Annotated in this window: 13 protein-coding genes; 4 read left to right on the top strand and 9 right to left on the bottom strand. The window is 71.7% G+C overall.

Translation table 11 applies throughout. The annotated features are described in order from the left end of the window. Positions 1 to 119: 119 nt before the first annotated feature. Positions 120 to 1,352, bottom strand: coding sequence for an RCC1 domain-containing protein (locus ABNF97_RS28690; RefSeq protein ID WP_349340443.1), 1,233 nt, complete (start codon positions 1,350 to 1,352; stop codon positions 120 to 122). Between the two features lie 353 nt (positions 1,353 to 1,705). On the opposite strand from ABNF97_RS28690, the gene ABNF97_RS28685 reads away from it, so the two are divergent. After that, positions 1,706 to 4,852: an AfsR/SARP family transcriptional regulator gene (locus ABNF97_RS28685; protein ID WP_349340442.1), complete on the top strand. Its 3,147-nt coding sequence runs from the start codon at positions 1,706 to 1,708 to the stop codon at positions 4,850 to 4,852. Positions 4,853 to 4,892: 40 nt separating this feature from the next. Here the strand turns inward: ABNF97_RS28685 and ABNF97_RS28680 are convergent, their stop codons facing one another. From ABNF97_RS28680 to ABNF97_RS28645, 8 genes are all read right to left on the bottom strand, one after another. Beyond that, positions 4,893 to 5,996, bottom strand: coding sequence for a glycoside hydrolase family 183 protein (locus tag ABNF97_RS28680; RefSeq protein WP_349340441.1), 1,104 nt, complete (start codon positions 5,994 to 5,996; stop codon positions 4,893 to 4,895). A 166-nt stretch (positions 5,997 to 6,162) separates the two neighbouring features. Beyond that, positions 6,163 to 7,572, bottom strand: coding sequence for an ABC transporter substrate-binding protein (locus ABNF97_RS28675; RefSeq protein WP_349340440.1), 1,410 nt, complete (start codon positions 7,570 to 7,572; stop codon positions 6,163 to 6,165). 40 nt (positions 7,573 to 7,612) lie between these two features. Further along, a complete protein-coding gene (locus tag ABNF97_RS28670) occupies positions 7,613 to 8,443 on the bottom strand; it encodes an ABC transporter permease subunit (RefSeq protein WP_130464017.1) in 831 nt (276 codons plus the stop codon). Further along, positions 8,440 to 9,387, bottom strand: a complete 948-nt coding sequence (locus ABNF97_RS28665; protein ID WP_207230591.1) for an ABC transporter permease subunit — start codon at positions 9,385 to 9,387, stop codon at positions 8,440 to 8,442. The genes ABNF97_RS28670 and ABNF97_RS28665 overlap by 4 nt, the downstream gene beginning before the upstream one ends. Before the next feature lie 384 nt (positions 9,388 to 9,771). Continuing rightward, positions 9,772 to 10,632 (bottom strand): hypothetical protein, encoded by an 861-nt coding sequence (locus ABNF97_RS28660; protein WP_349340439.1) that lies wholly within the window; start codon positions 10,630 to 10,632, stop codon positions 9,772 to 9,774. An 80-nt stretch (positions 10,633 to 10,712) separates the two neighbouring features. Then, positions 10,713 to 11,045 (bottom strand): helix-turn-helix transcriptional regulator, encoded by a 333-nt coding sequence (locus ABNF97_RS28655; protein ID WP_130464014.1) that lies wholly within the window; start codon positions 11,043 to 11,045, stop codon positions 10,713 to 10,715. A gap of 78 nt (positions 11,046 to 11,123) precedes the next feature. After that, positions 11,124 to 13,295, bottom strand: a complete 2,172-nt coding sequence (gene helR, locus ABNF97_RS28650; protein WP_349340438.1) for an RNA polymerase recycling motor ATPase HelR — start codon at positions 13,293 to 13,295, stop codon at positions 11,124 to 11,126. A gap of 441 nt (positions 13,296 to 13,736) precedes the next feature. Next, on the bottom strand, positions 13,737 to 14,567 hold the full coding sequence (locus ABNF97_RS28645) for a class II fructose-bisphosphate aldolase (RefSeq protein WP_349340437.1): 831 nt from the start codon (positions 14,565 to 14,567) through the stop codon (positions 13,737 to 13,739). A gap of 122 nt (positions 14,568 to 14,689) precedes the next feature. On the opposite strand from ABNF97_RS28645, the gene ABNF97_RS28640 reads away from it, so the two are divergent. The 3 genes from ABNF97_RS28640 to ABNF97_RS28630 all read left to right on the top strand — a co-directional run bounded on the left by ABNF97_RS28640 (position 14,690) and on the right by ABNF97_RS28630 (position 17,832). Continuing rightward, complete coding sequence (locus tag ABNF97_RS28640; RefSeq protein WP_165436821.1) at positions 14,690 to 16,030, top strand: FGGY family carbohydrate kinase; 1,341 nt, start codon at positions 14,690 to 14,692, stop codon at positions 16,028 to 16,030. Beyond that, positions 16,027 to 17,028 (top strand): 1-phosphofructokinase, encoded by a 1,002-nt coding sequence (gene pfkB, locus ABNF97_RS28635; RefSeq protein ID WP_349340436.1) that lies wholly within the window; start codon positions 16,027 to 16,029, stop codon positions 17,026 to 17,028. Before ABNF97_RS28640 ends, pfkB begins: the two co-directional genes overlap by 4 nt. An 81-nt stretch (positions 17,029 to 17,109) precedes the next feature. Beyond that, the gene (locus ABNF97_RS28630) at positions 17,110 to 17,832 is read left to right on the top strand and encodes a methyltransferase domain-containing protein (protein ID WP_130464009.1); all 723 of its coding nucleotides are present in this window, start codon (positions 17,110 to 17,112) and stop codon (positions 17,830 to 17,832) included. Positions 17,833 to 18,136 lie beyond the last annotated feature (304 nt).

Here is an 18,136-nt window from a genome sequence, read left to right as displayed (position 1 = left end):
CCGGGCGCGTACCCCCGGTCGCCCCGCGCGCGGTGTGGCGGCCGGCCCGACGGGAGGTCGACCTCCTGGTCAGCCGCATTGCGGCGACCAGGGTGAGGTCCGAAATCCGGTGGTTGTGGTCAGCTCGGCAGGGTTACCTGTGCCGGGGTCGACCGGTTGGTGATGGTGCCGTCGCCGAGCTGTCCCGTCCAGTTGTTGCCCCAGCACCAGAGGCTGCCGTCGGTGCGGACGGCGCAGCTGTGATAGGTGATGACCAGGTCGCTGGTCCAGGTGGTGGCGTTGCCGACCCGGGTGGGGGCGGACCGGTGGGTGGTGCTGCCGTCGCCCAGCTGGCCTGCCCAGTTGTTGCCCCAGCACCAGAGGCTGCCGTCGGTGCGGACCGCACACGTCGAGTCGAGACTCGCGCTGACCGCCGTCCAGGCGGTGCCGCCAACCTGGATCGGTGAGGTCCGGTGGGCGCCGGCGACGCCGAGCTGCCCGTACCCGTTCTCACCCCAGCACCACAGGGTCTGGTCCGCGCGTACCGCGCAGGTGTGGACGTACCCGGCTGCCACGCCGGTCCAGGTGGTCCCGGTGCCGACCTGCGTCGGCGTCGACCGGTAGCTCAGGGTGCCGATGCCGAGCTGGCCCATCGAACTGTCGCCCCAGCACCACAGGGTGCTGTCGGCACGCAGCGCGCAGGTGTGCGCGAAGCCGGTCGTGACGCTCGTCCAGTTGGTCGCCGTGCCAACCTGCACCGGGGTGGCCGCGATCTGGAGGGAGCTGTTGATCCCCAACTGGCCGTTGCGGTTGAAGCCCCAGCACCACAGGGTGCCGTCGGTCCGGATCGCGCAGGTGTGACTGTCGGCGGTGCTGACCGCCGCCCAGGTGGTCGCGGTGCCGACCTGGACCGGCGTCGTCCGGTTCGTGGTGGTGCCGTCGCCGAGTTGGCTCCTGCGGTTGTTGCCCCAGCACCACAGCGTTCCGTCGGTCTGCACCGCACAGTTGTAGCTGGTGCCGGCGTCGATACTGGCCCAGGTGCTGGCGGTGCCGATCCGTAGCGGGGTGCCCTGGTTCGTGGTGGTGCCGTTGCCCAGCTGTCCGCTGGTGTTGCCGCCCCAGCACCACAGTGAACCGTCGGTGCCGACCGCACAGGTGTGTCCGTTGCCGGCGGCGACGCTGGACAGCGTCGGGGCGGCGGACGCGGCGTTCGGCGAACCGCGTTCGGCCGGACTCACGCCTGCGGCCGCCGTGCCGGCCGCGAGTCCAATGGCGAGGACGGCGATTCCGGCGGATGTCGTCGCCGTGGCGACGGCAGTTCTCGCTGAACGCCACCATCGGGCCCGCAGCCAAGCATAACGAGATTCGCTCATCTACTTCTCTCCAAACGACATTGATGCCTGAACGGTGGAGGCGGCGTTGCCCTGGTGGGTCGCGAGGCCGGTGCTGTCGGAGGTGGAGACGACGCGGCCCACCAAATTCATAGCATCGATCTTGTGTATTGACTAGGGGCAATGTCCTAATCGTTGAATGGTACGCCCTGGTCGTGATCGGGGCGGATGTGTCTATAGCCATGTCCGATGTAACCGTTTCGGCCCTCGAAGGTGACAGCGCGCGAGCCGTGTCGCGGGGTGGGGACGGCGTCGGCGATCTGTCGCGGCATCGGTGACCTACTGTTGGGGCCGATACCCACCCGCGGTGCCAGGGGGGCGGAGGGAGGACGCGGTTGCGGTTCAGCGTGTTGGGGCCGGTGGTGGCGCACGGGGCGGATGGGCCGGTGATCCTGGGTCCGGCCCGGCAGCGCACGGTACTGGCCACGTTGCTGGTGGAACCCGGAGTCGTGGTCTCACCCGAGCAGTTGGTCGACCGGGTGTGGGGGGAGCGCCCGCCGCGACGGGCCCGGGAGACGTTGCACACGTACCTGTCCCGGCTGCGTACGGTGCTGGGCGAGGCGAGTGGACCGGTGCTGGTCCGGCAGGCCCACGGCTATGTGCTCGACGTGGATCCGGCGGCGGTGGATCTGCATCACTTCCGGATCCTCGCCAGCGGGGCCAGGTCGGCCCGGGACGAGGAGGCCGTGGACCTGTGGTCCGATGCCCTGACGCTGTGGCGCGGCACGCCGTTCGCCGATGTGGACAGTGACTGGCTGCGCGCGGTCGCGGCGGGACTGGAGCGGGAGCGGTTGGCGGCCATGTTGGACCGCAACGATGTGCTGCTGCGCCGGGGCGAGTATGCCCGGTTGATTCCCGAGCTGTCGGCCGCCGTGCAAGCGCATCCGCTCGACGAACGGCTGGCCGGGCAGTTGATGCTCAGCCTCTACGCCGCTGGTCGGCAGGCCGACGCGCTGGCGCAGTTCCGGCTGCTACACGGACGGCTGGTCGACGAGGTGGGCAGCGATCCCGGGCCGACGTTGCGCGAGCTGCACGAGCGGATTCTGCGCCACGACCCGACGTTGGGCCCAACCACCGCCGTCGGGGCGGCCGGCCCAGCTGCGCCGCTCGGCGCGGTACCCGGATCGTCGGCTCCGCCGGGTGAACGCCGGTCGGAGCCGCCGCGCCGGGCGCAACGCCCCGCGCAGCTGCCGGCCGACGTGACCAACTTCACCGGACGCACGGCCAGCCTGCGGCGGCTGGACACGCTGCTCGCGGCCAGCACCGGCGACCAGGCGCCGAACGCGGTGGTGATCGCGGCCATCGGCGGCACCGCCGGAGTCGGCAAGACCGCCCTGGCGGTGCATTGGGCCCACCGGGTGGCCGATCGGTTCCCGGACGGCCAGCTGTACGTGAACCTGCGGGGCTACGACCCGGAACAGCCGATGCCGGCCGCCGAGGCGCTGGCGTGCTTCCTGACCGCGCTCGGGGTGACCGGCCAGGACATCCCGCTCAATCCGAAGGAGCGGGCCGCCCGGTACCGCAGCGAGGTGGCCGGGCGTCGCATGCTGATCCTGTTGGACAACGCCGCCACCGTGGCGCAGGTGCGCATGCTGTTGCCCGGCACGGGCTCCTGCCTGGTGGTGGTGACCAGTCGGGACAGCCTGGCGGGGCTGGTCGTCGTGGACGGCGCGCACCGCCTCGACCTGGACCTGCTCGCGCCCGCCGAGGCGGTCGGTCTGCTGCGCCGGTTGGTCGGCGCCCGCGCCGAGGCCGAGCCGGTGGCCACCGCCGTGCTGGCCGAGCAGTGTGCTCGGCTGCCCCTGGCGCTGCGGGTCGCCGCCGAGCTGGCGGTGTCCCGGCCGCACAGCACGCTCGCCGAGCTGGCTGCGGAGTTGACCGACCGGCGGTCCCGGCTGGACCTGCTCGACGCCGGCGGTGACCCGTACGCCGCGGTGCGGGAGGTCTTCTCCTGGTCGATCCAACACCTGCCGCCGGACGCCGCCGACACGTTCCGGGTGCTGGGCCTGCATCCCGGTGCCGACCTGGACCCGTACGCGGTCGCGGCGCTGGCCGGCACCGACCTCGACCGGACGCGCCGGAGCCTCACCGCGCTCGCCCGGGCCCACCTGGTGCACCGGACCAGCCGCGACCGGTACGGCATCCACGACCTGCTGCGCGCGTACGCCAGTGGGTTGGCCACCGCCGAGCTTACCGACCGGCAGCGCCTGGACGCCCAGCGACGGCTGTTCGACCACTACCGCAACGCCGCGGTGTCCGCGATGGACGTTCTGCACCCGGCCGAGGCGCACCACCGGCCCGGAAGGGTCGCGTCGAGCGCCCCGGTACCGGACCTGGCCGCCGCGGGCTCCGCCCGCTCCTGGTTGGACAGGGAGCGGTTCAACCTGGTGGCCGTGGCCGCACACGCCGCCGCCTCCGGCAGGTCTGACTACCCGGTCGAGCTCGCCCGGATCGTGCACCGCTACCTCATCGACGCCCACCTCACCGAAGCGATCTCCCTCAACGGTCATGCCCAGCGTGCCGCGGAGCGGGTGGGTGACCTCGGCGGCGAGGCACACGTGCTGCGACAGCTCGGCGCGGCCTACACCCGGATGAGCCGGTACGAACTGGCCGTCGAGCACCATCAGAAGGCGCTGGCCCGGTTCCAGCGGCGCGGCGACCTCGTCGGTCAGGCGTTGACGCTGATCGGGCTCGGCGTCGCCCGTTTCCACCAGGGCAGGAACCAGGACGCGATCGAGCTCCTGCTGCGGGCTATCACGGTGTCCCGTCGGGCCGGTGACCGGCTCGGCGAAGCGCTGGCGCTGAACAACCTCGGCGTCTTCGAGCAGCGGCTGGGCCGCTATGCGGATGCCGGCGAGCACCAGCGGCGGGCGCTGGCGAGGTTCCGGGAGATGGGCGCCCGGGCCTTCGAGGCGACGGCGCTGACCAACCTCGGCGCCATCGAGCTACGGCAGGGCGGATATGCGCGAGCCGCGGAGCACCTACGGGAGTCCCTGGCCATGCTTCGCGAGCTGAACACCCCCATCGTGGAGGCACACACCCTGGACACGCTCGGTGTGCTCTCGCTGCGTCTCGACGACCCGGGGTCGGGGACCGCGTACTTCCAGCAGGCACTCGAGCTCTTCCGCCGGATCGGTGTGCGCGGCGCCCAGGCACGTTCGCTCAACGGGCTCGGTGAGGCCGCCCTACTCGCCGGCCGGCCCGCCGAGGCGCTGGCCCAGCACGCGGAGGCACTCGCCATCGCCAGCGAGACCGGCACCGGGCACCAGGCGGCCCGGGCCCACACCGGCATCGGCCACTCGCACCGGGCCCTCGGCGACCCCGACGCGGCGCGAAGCCATTACGAGCGGGCCCACGCCATCTACACCGAGTTCGACATGCCGGAGGCGGCGGACGTCCGGGGCCACCTCGGGACGCTCGTCCGCGTCGGTGATGGAGCCTGCCCGCCCCGGGACGCGACCGCTGGTGAACCTGGCGGGTGACGCCGCGGCCGGTGCACGGCCGGTGTCGAGGAGGTGCCGGTCAGGCCGTACCCACGAACTGGCTCACGTGATACGCGGTGCTCCTGCCGTCCGGTCCCCGGGTCCACTTGGAGACCATGAGGTGCAGGTCGTTCGGGTTCCGACTGGACCAGGGATGGATGAAGCCGCCGTACAGCGCGGGCTCCTGCCACGGGTAGACCTGCACCTTCTCGGCGGTCCAGACCCGGTCGGGGCCGCTGGCGGTACGGGTGACGATGCAGCCGGTGGCGCAGTTGAGGTAGGCCATCACCCAGGTACCGTCGGCCAGTCGGCGTACCGACGGCTCCCCGAAGCGACCGTTCAGGATCGGCGAGCACGGACGGCCCCAGCCCCAGTTGCTGCCGTTCCAGCCCCAGCCCTCGTACGACTCGGGGTAGAACATCCGGTCCCAGCGGACCCGGCGCAGCATCATCGGTCCGTCCTGCCGTCCGGACCGCACGGAGAAGACGTACACCCAGTCGCCGTCGCGCTGCATCGTCCACATCTGGAACGGGTCGGTGTTGCTGCCGTTGTTCCACCACTTCAGCGGGGTACGGACGAAGTCGTTGCCGTTGTCGGAGTAGGCGAGGCCGGCGTAGCGGGTCCGCCAGTGTGGTGCGTTCCAGTTCTCGATGCTCATGTAGGAGATCAGTTGCCGTCCGGTCTCCGGGAAGCTGATCCCGTCGTTGGGGATCACGGTGACCTCCCAGAGGCCGTCGATGCCGATCCCGTTGTGGCCGTTGTGCATCAGCTCCGGGGCCCGGCCGTTGCCGGCGACCCGGGCCGCGCTGTCGAAGACGACGCCGCCGGCCGCGCCGGGATGGACGTTGGAGCGCAACATGACCGGGGAGCGCCAGTCGTTCGGCAACGGCGGGCCTTCCGGCCAGGGCGTGTTGAAGGTGTCGCCGAAGAGGTAGCCGATGGAGCCGTTCTCCAGCACGTACGGGATGCCCAGGTCGGTGCCGGCCACCCGCCACCGGCTGTTGGTGTCCAGGTCGGCGCCGGTCAGACGCTTCTTCCAGGTGGCGGCCTGGGCGGTGCCGGGAAGCGCGAGCGTCGGCAGGATCGCCGAGGCCGCACCGACCGCGGCCACCCTGCCGAGGAACGAGCGACGGTTGAGTGTCATCTCTGGCCTTCCGGTGCGGGACGGCGGTGGAAGGAACGAACGCCGGGGTGAGGTGGCGGCCGGCGGGGACTCTGAAAGAATCCTTCACCGCCACCGTCCATCAAGTCAAGAACTGTTGGACCTCACCCCGGCCGCCCGCCGGCACCGGCACCGGCCGTCGGTGGGCTCAGCCGACCGACTTGTTGTAACTCTCGATCTCCGGCTGGACGCTCGCCGCGGCGTCCTTCAGCGCCTGTTCGGCCGGCTTGGCGCCGACGATCGCGGCTTCCAGGCCGTCCTCGGCGGCCTTGCGCGCCTGCGGCATCACCCCGAGCAGGCAGCCGGCGGACGCGACCGACGGCGGGAGAGCGTGCAGCTGGTCGACGGCGGTCCGGAACTGGGGGTACTGGGCTACCCAGTCCTTGTCGATCTGCTCCTCCAGAGCCTTCGGGTTGATCGGTACGTAGCCGGTGCCGGTGTGCCACTGGGCCTGCTGGGCGGCGCTGGAGGCGAACTTGACGAACTCCCAGGCTCCCCGCTTCTCGGCGTCGCTGTGGCCGACGCCGTTGATCCAGAGCGAGGCACCGCCGATGATCGGCCCGCCGGTCGACGCGTCGGTCACCTTCGGGTACGGCGCGGTGAGGACGGTGAACCTGCCCTTGGCGGCGTCGACGTACCCGCGCAGCACACTTGTGGATTCGAGGTGCATCGCGACGGTACCGGCCTTGAACGCCGCCTGGGCGTCGTCGGTCTTCCGGCCGGTGTTCGTGGCGTACCCGTTGCGCACCAGGTCAGCCCACCACTGCGCCACCTGCACACCGGTGGGCTGGTCGAACTGGACCTTCGTCGCGAGCTTCTCGCGCCCGTTGCCGTTGTCGCAGTACTCCTTGCCGTCGGTGGCGAGGAGTTGTTCGAGCAGCCAGCCGTAGATCGCGGCACCGAAGCCGTACTGGGTGGTCCTGCCGCTGTTGTCCTTGACGGTGAGCTGCTTGGCCAGCTCCCCGATCTCGGCGAGGGTCTTCGGTGGCTTGGTCGGGTCGAGCCGGGCCCGCTCGAAGGCCTCCTTGTTCAGGTAGAGCAGCGGGGTCGAGGAGTTGAACGGCATCGACCAGAGCTTGCCCTCGACCGAGTAGTAGCTGGCGATGTTCGGCTCGATCTCGGCGGTGTCGAAGCCGTCCTTCTCGATGAACCTGTACATCGGGACGACCTGCCGGGAGTCCACCATGAACCGGCTGCCGATGTCGTAGATCTGGATCAGCGCCGGGGTGCTCTTCTGCTGCACCGACGCCTTGTACTTGGCGATCGTCTCGTCGTAGTTGCCCTGGAAGACCGGTTTGACCTCGACCTTGCCGCCGCTCTGGGCGTTGAAGTCGGCGACCAGCTTGTCGACCGCGGCGGCGTTCGCACCCTTCATGGCATGCCAGAACTCGATGGTCGTCCTGCCCTCGGCGCTGTCGAGCACCTCGGGACCCGGTGCCTCCAGAGCCTCGGCCGAGCCGCCCTCGTCAGAGCCGGAGCCGCACCCGCCGACCAGCGCGGTGGCGACGAGCAGGGCGACGGCCACCACACCCGTCCGGCGTAGCCGCGAACTTGCCATTTCTACTCCTTTTGAGAGGTTCGATGGTCCTTGCCAGGGGTTATCGCAGTGCGCCGGCGGTGAGTCCGCGGACGATGTACCGCTGGCCGAAGACGACCACGGCCAACGTGGGGAGCAGGGAGAGCGCTACGCCCGCCAGGATCAGCCCGGGTTGGGCCGCCTCGGCGTCGTTGAGCTGGGAGATACCGATCTGCAGGGTCTGGAACTCGGCGTCCCGGACCAGGATCAACGGCCAGAAGTACTGGTTCCACGCGGAGAGGAAGACGTAGACGCCGACCGCGGCGATCGACGGCTTGGACAGCGGTACGATCACCCGCCACAACAACCGCCAGTGACCGCAACCGTCGATCACCGCCGCGTCCCGCAGCTCGGTCGGGAACTGCAGGAACGCCTGGCGCAGCAGGAAGGTGCCGAACGCCGAGGCGAGGAAGGGCAGGACCAGCCCGAGGTAGGTCAACCCGCCCCGGGCCAGTCCCCAGTCCGAGATCGCCAGGTAGTTGGGAATGATGATCGCTTCCCACGGCACCATCAGGGTGGCCAGGAAGAGACCGAAGGTCGCGGCCTTCGCCGGCATCCGCAGGAACGCGAAGGCGTACGCGGCCAGGATGCTGGTCACCACCTGGGCGAGGGTGATGACGCCGGCCTGCACCGCGGAGTTGACGTAGAACCGGCCCAGTGGAACCGACCGGAAGACGTCGCCGAAGTTCGCCCAGTGCAGGGCGCTCGGCACCAGTGACGGGGGATAGCTGGCCAGGTCACCGGGGCCCATCACGGCGCCGGCGAACGCGTAGTAGACCGGGAAGAGCACCGGGATCAGGGCCAGCCCGAGGACGACGTAGACGAGGATCCGGCCCGGGTTCGGTCTTCTCATCGGTAGTGCACCCGCCGCTCCAGGATGCCGAACTGGACCGCCGTGCAGATCAACATGATCACCAGCAGTACCACGGCCTGGGCGCTCGCCCCGCCGAAGTCGGACGACCCGAACGCGAACGCCCGCTCGTAGATCGAGTAGACCAGGGTGGTGGTCGCGTCGTCCGGGCCGCCCTTGGTCAGGATGTGGATCTGACCGAAGCTCTGCAACGCGTGGATCGTGGAGACCACGACCAGGAAGAACAGCTGCGGGGAGAGCAGCGGAACGGTGATGCCGGTGGCCAGCCGCCAGCCGGTGGCGCCGTCGAGCCGAGCCGCCTCCACCACCTCGGGCGGGATCGCCGCCACCCCGGCGGAGAGCACCAGGACGTTGTAACCCAGGTTCATCCAGACCGTGGCCAGGCCGACGGCGGGCAGCGCGATGGACGGATCTGTGAGCCAGTTGACCCGGTCGATCCCGAACGCCCCGAGCAGGCCGTTCGCGATCCCGATCGCCGGGTTGTAGATGACCGCGAAGACCACCGACGCGGTCGCCACGGAGAACGCGAACGGGAGGGCGAAGGCGGTCCGCAGCACCCGTACGCCGCGCAGCCGCGCCTCCAGCAGCAACACCACGACGAGCGCGCCGATCACCGCGGGTAGCACGCTGATCAGCGTGAACAACGCCGTCGTGGCCAGCACCTCGCCGAACTCGCCGGACAGCATCTCGGCGTAGTGCTCGAGACCGACGTAGGCACTCGGCGCACCGAAGATGTCGTTGCCATGGACGGAGAGATAGAACGTGCGGGCGAGCGGCCAGAAGACGAACAGCGCGAAGACCGCGACCGAGGGCAGTAACAGCAGCCAGGAGAGCGAGGCTTCACGTCGTGGGCTGCCACCCGTGGCTGCGGGGGGACCTGCGGTCGTGCCGGTCCGGGGAGGTACGGCGACTGGCGGGGGAGGCACTGCCGCACAGTACCAACGCATTGATCCTGGTGGCATCGTCCCGGCTCGATCTTGATGCAGGAGTTACCGGTGCCCGACACCGGGACCTCTCGTGGTCCGTGCCGGCCCCACCCGCTGGCCGACGATCACCGCCGCGGCCTGCGCCGGCGTGGATTGCCGCCGCCGATGCTGGGCAGCCGGAGTCGATCGGAGGTGGGTTTGGATGACCGAGCGATCCGCAGGGGCACCCGGGTCGGACCGTCGACGTGAGGTCGCGGAGGCCGCTCCGGGCTCAGCGGAGACCGGAGCGGTACGCACCGAAGACGGCAGGCCAAGCGCCGCGAAGCCTGGGTAGCTGGTAGCTCCGGAACTCCTACGCTCCGGAACTCCTACGCTCCGGAACTCCTAGACGCGGGCCTGGCGGCGGATGACGAGGGTGCCGGCGGTCAGTAGGGCAGCGGCTCCGACGACGAGCGTCCAGAACCATCGGCCCCCGAGAGTCTCGGGCTGACCCCAGGCGCCGACGGAATAGAGCGCCAGCATGGCGGCGATCAGCGGGATGAGCAGCACTCCGGCCGCGATCGTGGCCCGGGCGTCGACGGCAACCCAGAGCAGGGAGCCCGCCATCAGGACGACGGTGGCCCCCGGTTGCAAACCGATCGTCACGTCGTAGTCGGTGGGCAGCAGAACCACCGCGATCGGCACGGACAGCAGCCAGGCAGCGGGTCGCCGCGCCCCCGGCACCGGCCGGCGGATCAACGGAATGATCAACAGTACGGCGAGTGGAAGCGGCCAGACCGTCGACTCGGTCATCGCGAAGTAGCGGGTGAACTCGAGCGGTGGATAGTGTCGCGCCCCGGTTGTGGTAACGCCGACGAGGCTGAGGTGCAGGACGGTCAGCGTTGCGGCGAGCGCGCCGAGCGTCGCCAGCAGGCCCAGCGTGTACCGCCCGCCGGCCACCGCGATCAGGGCCGAGGCGGCGACGACGGTCGCCAGTGGATGGATCAGCTGGGTCGGATAGTCCAGGGCGCGGTCGGTGACCACCTCGACGAGGAGCCTGCCGGTCTGCGTCAGGCTGCCCGCCGTGGCGTACGCCAGCAGCAGGAGCACGGCCAGCCGGAGCGCCCCGAGGAGAGGCCCGCCGGTCGAGCCCGCCCGGTGCGGCCCGAGGCGGTACCGCAGGCCGTGCAGGACCAGGACCGTCGCCTCCCGGAGGGTGGGGCGGCGCTGGTCGGCCCCGGCGGCCTCCATGAGCGTGCCGATCATCTCGGCACCGCGATCGCGCCGGTAGGGCCCCGGGTAGGCCCACAACAGCAGACGGTACCGCGCCTCGAGTGCCTGTTGGCTCATGCCGGCCCCACCGCCCACCGGCGCAGTGCCGGTGCCTCGGTGACGACGCGCGCGGCCCGGAGCATCCGATCGGCTTCGGCGCGGAGCGTCGCGGCACCCTCGTCCGTCAGCTCGTAGTAGCGCCGGGCCCGTCCGTTGACGACTTCCTCGTCGACGACGCGGAGAAGGCCTTCGGCGCTGAGCCGGTCGAGTGCCGCGTAGAGGGTGCCGGCCGCCATGCGCACCCGGCCGCCGGAAAGCTCCTCCGCGCGTTTGATGATCGCATAGCCGTGCAGTGGGCCGTCCATGAGCGAGGCGAGCGTGTAGTAGCTCGGTTCTCGGATAGTCATTTCCACATAGTATCAAGTTGATCTTAGTGTCGCAATACGCCACCTGCAACGCGCCAAACTGCGCCTTCGTAGCGCCCGTCACGCGGTCAGGATGACGAGTTGCCGGGTCGCCCGGGTCATCGCGACGTAGCGGTCGACCGCTCCCTCGACGCCGTCGCCGAAACTCTCCGGATCGACGAGGACGACCAGGTCGAATTCGAGACCCTTGGACAGCTCCGGGGTCAGCGACCGGACCCGGGGCGTCGCGTGCGCCGCCGGAGCGATCTGGGCCGTCGGGGCGCCGATGACGCAGGCGATCCCCTCGGCGTGCGCGGCGAGCCAGCCGTCCAGGATCGAGGCCAGCTCCCCGACGGAGCCGTGCCCGACCGGGATGCCGCTGTTGCGGATCGAGGTCGGCACGTTGGCGTCCGGGAGCACGGCCCGGATGACCGGTTCGGCCTCCGCCATGACCTCCTCCGGCGTCCGGTAGTTGATGTTCAGCGAGGCCACCTCGATCCGGTCGAGCCCGATTCGGCGGAGGCGCTCCTGCCACGACTCGGTGAACCCGCGCCGGGCCTGGGCGCGGTCACCGACGATGGTGAGGCTGCGCGACGGGCAGCGCAGCAGCAGCATCTGCCACTCCGCGTCGGTGAGTTCCTGGGCCTCGTCCACGACGATGTGCGCGAACGGCCCGGCGTACGGGTCGGAATCGTCGGCGGACGGCGGCGCGACGCCGTCGGCCAGGACGTCCCGCAGGTCCCCCTGGCGCAGCATGGTCATCAGGCCCTCGCCGTCATCGTGTGCGGCGGAGGCGATCAGGTCGTCCACGACCCGGGCCATCTGCTCGCGCCCGACCGAGACGGCCGCGTCGTGCCGGCGTCGACGCTCGGAGTTTCTCGCCTCGCCGAGCCGCTGCCGCGCGGCGTCCAGGAGCGGTAGATCCGCCACCGTCCAGGTCCGGGCGTCCGGACGCTGTAGCTTGCGGATCTCGTCCGAACTGAGCCAGGGCGCGCATCTGTGCAGGTAGGCGGGGACCGACCAGAGGTCGCCGACGAGGTCGGCGGCGTCGAGCAGCGGCCACGCACGATGCAGGACCTCGCGTAGCTCCCGGTTCCGCTCCATCGACGTCCGGAACCGGGCCTCCGGTTCGTCACCGTCGTACTTCTCCAGCAGGATCGTGAGCAGGGTGTCCCAGATCTGCTCGCGCGCCTCGTTGTGCGGCGTACCCGGATCCGGTGCGTCGAACGCCGCTGCCCAGTCGTCGGGGCCCAGCCGGAGGTCGGACCACTCGGTCGCGATCGTCATCCCGCTCGCGGGCGGCTCCTCGTAGAACCGCACCGCCGCCTCGATCGCCGTGACCATCTCCGCGGACGACTTCAGCGCGGCGACCTCCGGATCGGTCTCGGCGACCGCCGTGACGCCCTCGGGGACGAGGTCCCGCAGTGTGCAGGTCCGGACGTCCTCCTCGCCGAGGCTGGGCAGCACGTCGGCGACGTACGCCAGATACGGCTCGTGCGGGCCGACGAAGAGCACACCGCCGCGCCGGTCACCGAGGCGGGGATCGGAATAGAGCAGGTACGCGGTGCGGTGCAGGGCGACGACGGTCTTGCCGGTGCCCGGACCGCCGTCCACGACGAGCGCACCTCGGGATCCGGCCCGGATGATCGCGTCCTGGTCGGCCTGGATGGTGCCGAGTACGTCCCGCATCCGGGCCGACCGGTTGCCACCCAGGCTGGCGATGAAGGCGGACTGGTCGTCGAGCGCGGCGTGCCCGTCGAGACCGTCCGGACTGAACACCTCGTCCCAGTAGTCGGTGATCCGGCCGCCCGTCCAGCGGTACCGGCGCCGACTGGCCAGGCCCATCGGATTGGCGTGGGTCGCCCCGAAGAACGGTGCGGCCGCGGGGGAGCGCCAGTCGACCAGCAGCCGGCGGCCGGTGCTGTCGGTCAGGCCGAGCCGCCCGACGTAGACCGGCTCGGCGTCGTCCGCGCCGACCATGCGGCCGAGGCACAGGTCCAGGCTGAACCGACGGAGCGTACGCAGCCGTGTGGTCAACCGGCGGACCTCCTGGTCCCGGTCCACCGCCTGCCGGCCCTTGCCGGCGGGCGCCAGGCGCACGGCGTCGAGCCGGGCGGACAGGTCGGCGTACGTCTGCTCCAGGCTCTCCGCCATCGCCGCGAAGTGCCGGTCGTCGTCGGCGATCAGTGCCGGATCGGCCTTGGCCGCGAGGTTGTCGGGCAGGTCGAACACGGCGCTGGTCGGGTGATCCATGTCTTGGCTCCCAGGTGAGGTCGAGTGCGGCGAGGCCCTCCCGGGCAGACGGTGTCCACCAGGGGCCGGTCGGTGGGTGGCGCTACGGGCCGGGCGCTGTCAGACAGCCCGTGCCGGTGTCGCTTCGCCGGGGCGCTCGCGGGTGGCCCGATCGCCGGCACCGTCACCCCGCATCTGGCGCCCCCGTTTCCCGCGCATCCCGGCTTCGACCAGCGATTCTGCAGCACACCCCGGATCTTGCGGCAAGCCCCGGGGTGCGCTATACGTTAGAAGTGGCCGGGAGTAGCAACTCTCGTCCGTGATGCCCGACGTCGGTGGTGCCCGACCCCGTGATGCCCGACCCCGGGGTGCCCGACTCGGTGATGCAGACTCGGTGTTGGCCCTCCCGGGGTAGGCGCGTCCTCCCGTGGAGTCGAGGTGGGCTCGAACCTGGTCCGTCGCTCAGCCGAGCGTGCCGACCAGGTGGGCGACGGTCCGGGCGACGGCGTCCCGCGCCGGCGCCAGGTACTTCCGCGGGTCGACGATCGGCGTGGCGGCCAACTCGGCCCGGACCGCCTCGGTGAAGGCGACGTTCAGGATGGTGCCGACGTTGACCTTCACGATCCCGGCCCGCACGGCCCGGACCAGATCGTCGTCGGGGACGCCGGAGGAGCCGTGCAGCACCAGCGGCACGGGCAGCTTCTCTCGAAGCCGGCCGATGAGCGCGAAGTCGAGCGCGGCGGTCCGGTCGGTCATCGCGTGGGAGCTGCCCACCGCCACCGCCAGCGCGTCGACCCCGGTCGCGGCGACGAACTCGGCCGCCTCGGCCGGATCGGTGCGTACCCCGGGGGCGTGCGCCCCGTCCTTGCCGCCGACCTCACCCAGCTCCGCCTCCAGCCACAGCCCGCGCGCGTGCGCCCAACCGGCCGCCGCCGCGGTGGCACTGACGTTGTCGGCGTAGTCGAGCCTCGACGCGTCGAACATCACCGAGCTGATCCCGGTCCCCTCGGCCGCGTGGAGCAGGTCCCGGCTCTGGACGTGGTCGAGGTGCACCGCCACCGGCACGGCGGCGAGTTCGGCGACCGCGGTAACGGCGGCGGCGATCGGGGCGAGTCGACCGTGGTGGAATCGGACGGCGTTCTCGCTGATCTGGAGGATCACCGCGCGGCCGGCCTGCTCGGCACCGGCGACGATCGCCTCGGCGTGCTCCAGGGTGATCACGTTGAAGGCGGCGATTGCCGTACCGGCGGCACGCGCCCCGTCGACGAGTCGGCCGGTGGCGGTGAGGGGCATCTGGTACTCCGTTTCCAGAAGGTGCAACGTGTTGGGTGACTCTTGACAGCTCCCCCGACGGAAAGCAAGTGTGCCCGGCATCGGACAAGCGGATGGCACCGCAGCACAGCGGAGGTGACGAGGTGGCCGCTGCACTGCTCGTCGGCCTCGACGTCGGCACCACGGCCAGCAAGGCCGTGGTCTTCACCGACACGGGCGAGCCGCTGTCCCAGTCGTCCGCGACCACGCCCTGGAAACCCACCCGGACCGGCGCCGAACTCGACGCGACCGCCCTGCTCAGCTCCGCCGTCGAGGCCCTGGCCGGCGCGTTGGCCGCCGCCCCACCCGGCCCGGTCGCCGGACTCGGCGTGGCGAGCATGGGCGAGTCCGGCGTGCTGCTGGACCGCTCCGGCAGGCCGGTCGGCCCGGTCGTCGCCTGGCACGACACCAGGGACGAGACGGAACTGGCCGACCTGCGCGCCCGGATCGGCCCGGAGACGTTCGCTCGCACCACCGGGCTGCCGCTGCGGCACCAGTGGGCGCTCACCAAGCACCGCTGGCTGCGCAACCATCATCCGGAGACCCGGACCGCCGTACGCCGGCTCAACGTCGCCGAGTGGGTGGTCCGTCGGCTCGGCGGTGCCGAGGTCGCCGAGCAGTCCCTCGCGTCCCGGACCGGCTGGCTGCGCCTCGACGGCCGGCAATGGTGGCCCGAGGCGTTGGATTGGTCGGGGGCGCACGCCTCGCTGATGCCCGAGGTGGTGACCGCCGGAACCGCGCTCGGCACCGTCGAGGCGGGCACCGGACCCACCCGGCTGACCGGGGCCACCCTCACCGTCTGCGGTCACGACCACCAGGTCGCCGCGATCGGCGCCGGCGCGGTACGCCCCGGCGACGAACTGGACTCCTGCGGTACGGCGGAGGCGCTGGTCCGGTCGGTCCCGCCGGCCCTGGCCCCGGAGACCGTCGCCGGGCTGGTCGCCGCCGGGGTCACCGTCGGGTGGCACGCGCTGGCCGGCCGCTGGTGCCTGCTCGGCGCCACCACCGGAGGACTGGTGCTGCAACGGGTGCTGGCCGGGCTCGGCCTGGACCGTGCCGACCTGCCCCGACTCGACACCCTCGCCGGGCAGGCCGAGCCGGACCGGGTCGGGGTGCGGATCACCGAGGAGGGGCGCTCGGTGGTCGTACCGGCGGGGGAGGCCGCCGAGCCGGCGGAGATCTGGCGGGCGGCACTGGAGGCGGTCACCGAGGAGATCGGCGTCATCCACGACGCGATGACGGCGTACAGCGGGGGCCACCGCGACCTCGTCGCCGTCGGCGGCTGGTCACGCAGCGAGGCACTGATGGCGGTCAAGGCCCGCCGTCTCGGCCCGGTACGCCGTTCCCCGGTCGTCGAGGCCGGTGCGCGGGGTGCCGCTCTGCTGGCCGGCCTCGCGGCCGGGGTGTACGCCAGCGTGCACGACTTCCCGGACGCCGGCAGGTGATTCTCACCCTGACCCCGAACCCGAGCGTCGACCGCACGGTTGTCGTCGACGCGCTGACCCGGGGAGCGGTGATCCGCAGCCGTCGTGGCTGGAACGAGCCGAGCGGCAAGGGCGTCAACGTCGCGCTGGCCCTGCACCGCCACGGCCGGCCGGCCACCGCCGTCCTGCCGGTCGGCGGTGCGGTCGGCGCCCAGCTCTCCCAGATGCTCCGGGTGGCCGGACTGCCCGTCCGGGAGGTGCCGGTGCGGGGCGAGATCCGCAGCAACATCAGCCTGGTCGAGCCGGACGGCACGGTCACGAAGGTGAACGAGCCCGGTCCCGCGCTGGGCGCGGGGGAGACCGAGGCGCTGGTACGGGCCGTCCTGGACGACCTCGCCGACGTCACCTGGCTGGCCTGCTGCGGCAGCCTGCCCGGGGGCGTACCGCCGGACCTGTACGCCAGGCTGGCCGAGGCGGCCCGGTCCCGCGGTGTCCGGGTCGCGGTGGACACCTCCGGCGAGCCGCTGCGGGCCAGCCTCGCCGGCCGTCCGGACCTGGTCAAACCGAACACCTCCGAGCTGGCCGAGCTGGTCGGCCGGGCGCTGCGGACGTTCGGCGACGTGCGCGACGCGGCGCTCCAGGTGCGCCGCCGCGGTGCCGGCGCGGTGCTGGCCAGCCTCGGTGCCGACGGCGCACTGCTGGTCGACGCCGCCGGGGTACGGCACGCCGAGGTGCCGGTGACCCGGGTGGTCAACGCCGTCGGCGCCGGTGACGCCGCCCTGGCCGGCTTCCTGCACGGCGGCGGGACGGGCGAGGCCGCGCTACGCACCGCGGTGACCTGGGGCGCGGCCGCGGTCCAGCACGAGGGAACGCTCTTCTCCGCCGGCGACCCGGCACGGACGGTGCTGATCGGCACCGAAGTAGACCCGGACCGGCCGCTACGGAACCCCGACGTCGTCGCCCGCGCCGGGCAGGGCTCCCGGCCAGACCCCCGGGCCGACGACTCCCGGCCGGGCTGACCTGCGGCGGTGCCGCCGGCCGGTACGACGCCGCCTTTCGCTCGTCCGGCAGCGACGCCGCCCAGGAGGTACCCTCGACCGGTGTTCTCGCCGCAAGGCCCGTCCCTGCGTGAACTCTGCGTCCAGGCGCTCTCCTCGGTCGAGCGCGGCTACGATCTGCTCGCTCCGAAGTTCGACCACACGCCCTTTCGCACCTCGCAGGAGATTCTCGACGAGACCGCCCGCACGCTAACCGAACTCGGGCCGTTCCAGCACGGGCTGGACGTGTGCTGCGGGACCGGCGCGGGCATCTTCGTGCTCAGGTCCCTGTGCCGAGGACGGGTCACGGGCGTCGACTTCAGCGCCGGCATGCTCGCCCAGGCACGCGGCGCGCACCCGGAGGCCACCTGGGTGCGGGCCGACGCCCGAGCCCTGCCCTTCGCTGCGGGGTTCGACCTCGCGGTCAGCTCCGGAGCACTCGGCCACTTCCTGCCCACCGAACGATCCGTGGTGTTCGAGGGGGTGTACCGCGCGCTGCGACCCGATGGGCTCTTCGCGATTGCGGTCGGCGCGCCGCCGCCGCCGGCCTCGGTCTCGTACTGGACCACGCTCGGATTCGACCTGGTGATGCGAGTCCGCAACGCCGTGTGGCGGCCCCCGTTCGTGATGTACTACCGCACCAGCCGGCTGCCCGCGATCCGCGACGACCTGACGGCGGCTGGCTTCACCGCGGCGGCCGTCGCCCTGACCGCCCTGGGCCGGTACCGCGACGGCAGCCCCCGGTACTGGCTTATCCTGGGCCGTAAGCCGACGGACCCGCCGTGACGGGGCGGCCTTTGCGCGGGTGCCGGAACGACGAGGTGTGCTGGAGCCGCCAACCCGCACCGTCGTCGACCTTGCCGGCCCTCGGCAGTCTGGCCCCGACCCTGTCTGCGCGACGCGACCCTGTCCGGAGCCGGTGCGGCCAGGCGATTATGGAGGCACGGTGCCGGACCGGCCCCGTGGTGACACGGTACCGGACCGGACCAAGGCGCATGGAAGGGGGCGACGCTAACGGCTGCCGCCCGCCGTGACCCTGGCTGCCGCCCCGGCGTGACCTGAAGGAGTTGCTCGTGGGTTGGAGGTCTCG

The organism is Plantactinospora sp. B6F1 (assembly GCF_040120695.1).
Taxonomy (GTDB): Bacteria; Actinomycetota; Actinomycetes; order Mycobacteriales; family Micromonosporaceae; genus Plantactinospora.
The sequence above is the reverse complement of the archived record's forward strand: the minus strand, read 5'-3'. Positions and strand labels throughout refer to the sequence as shown.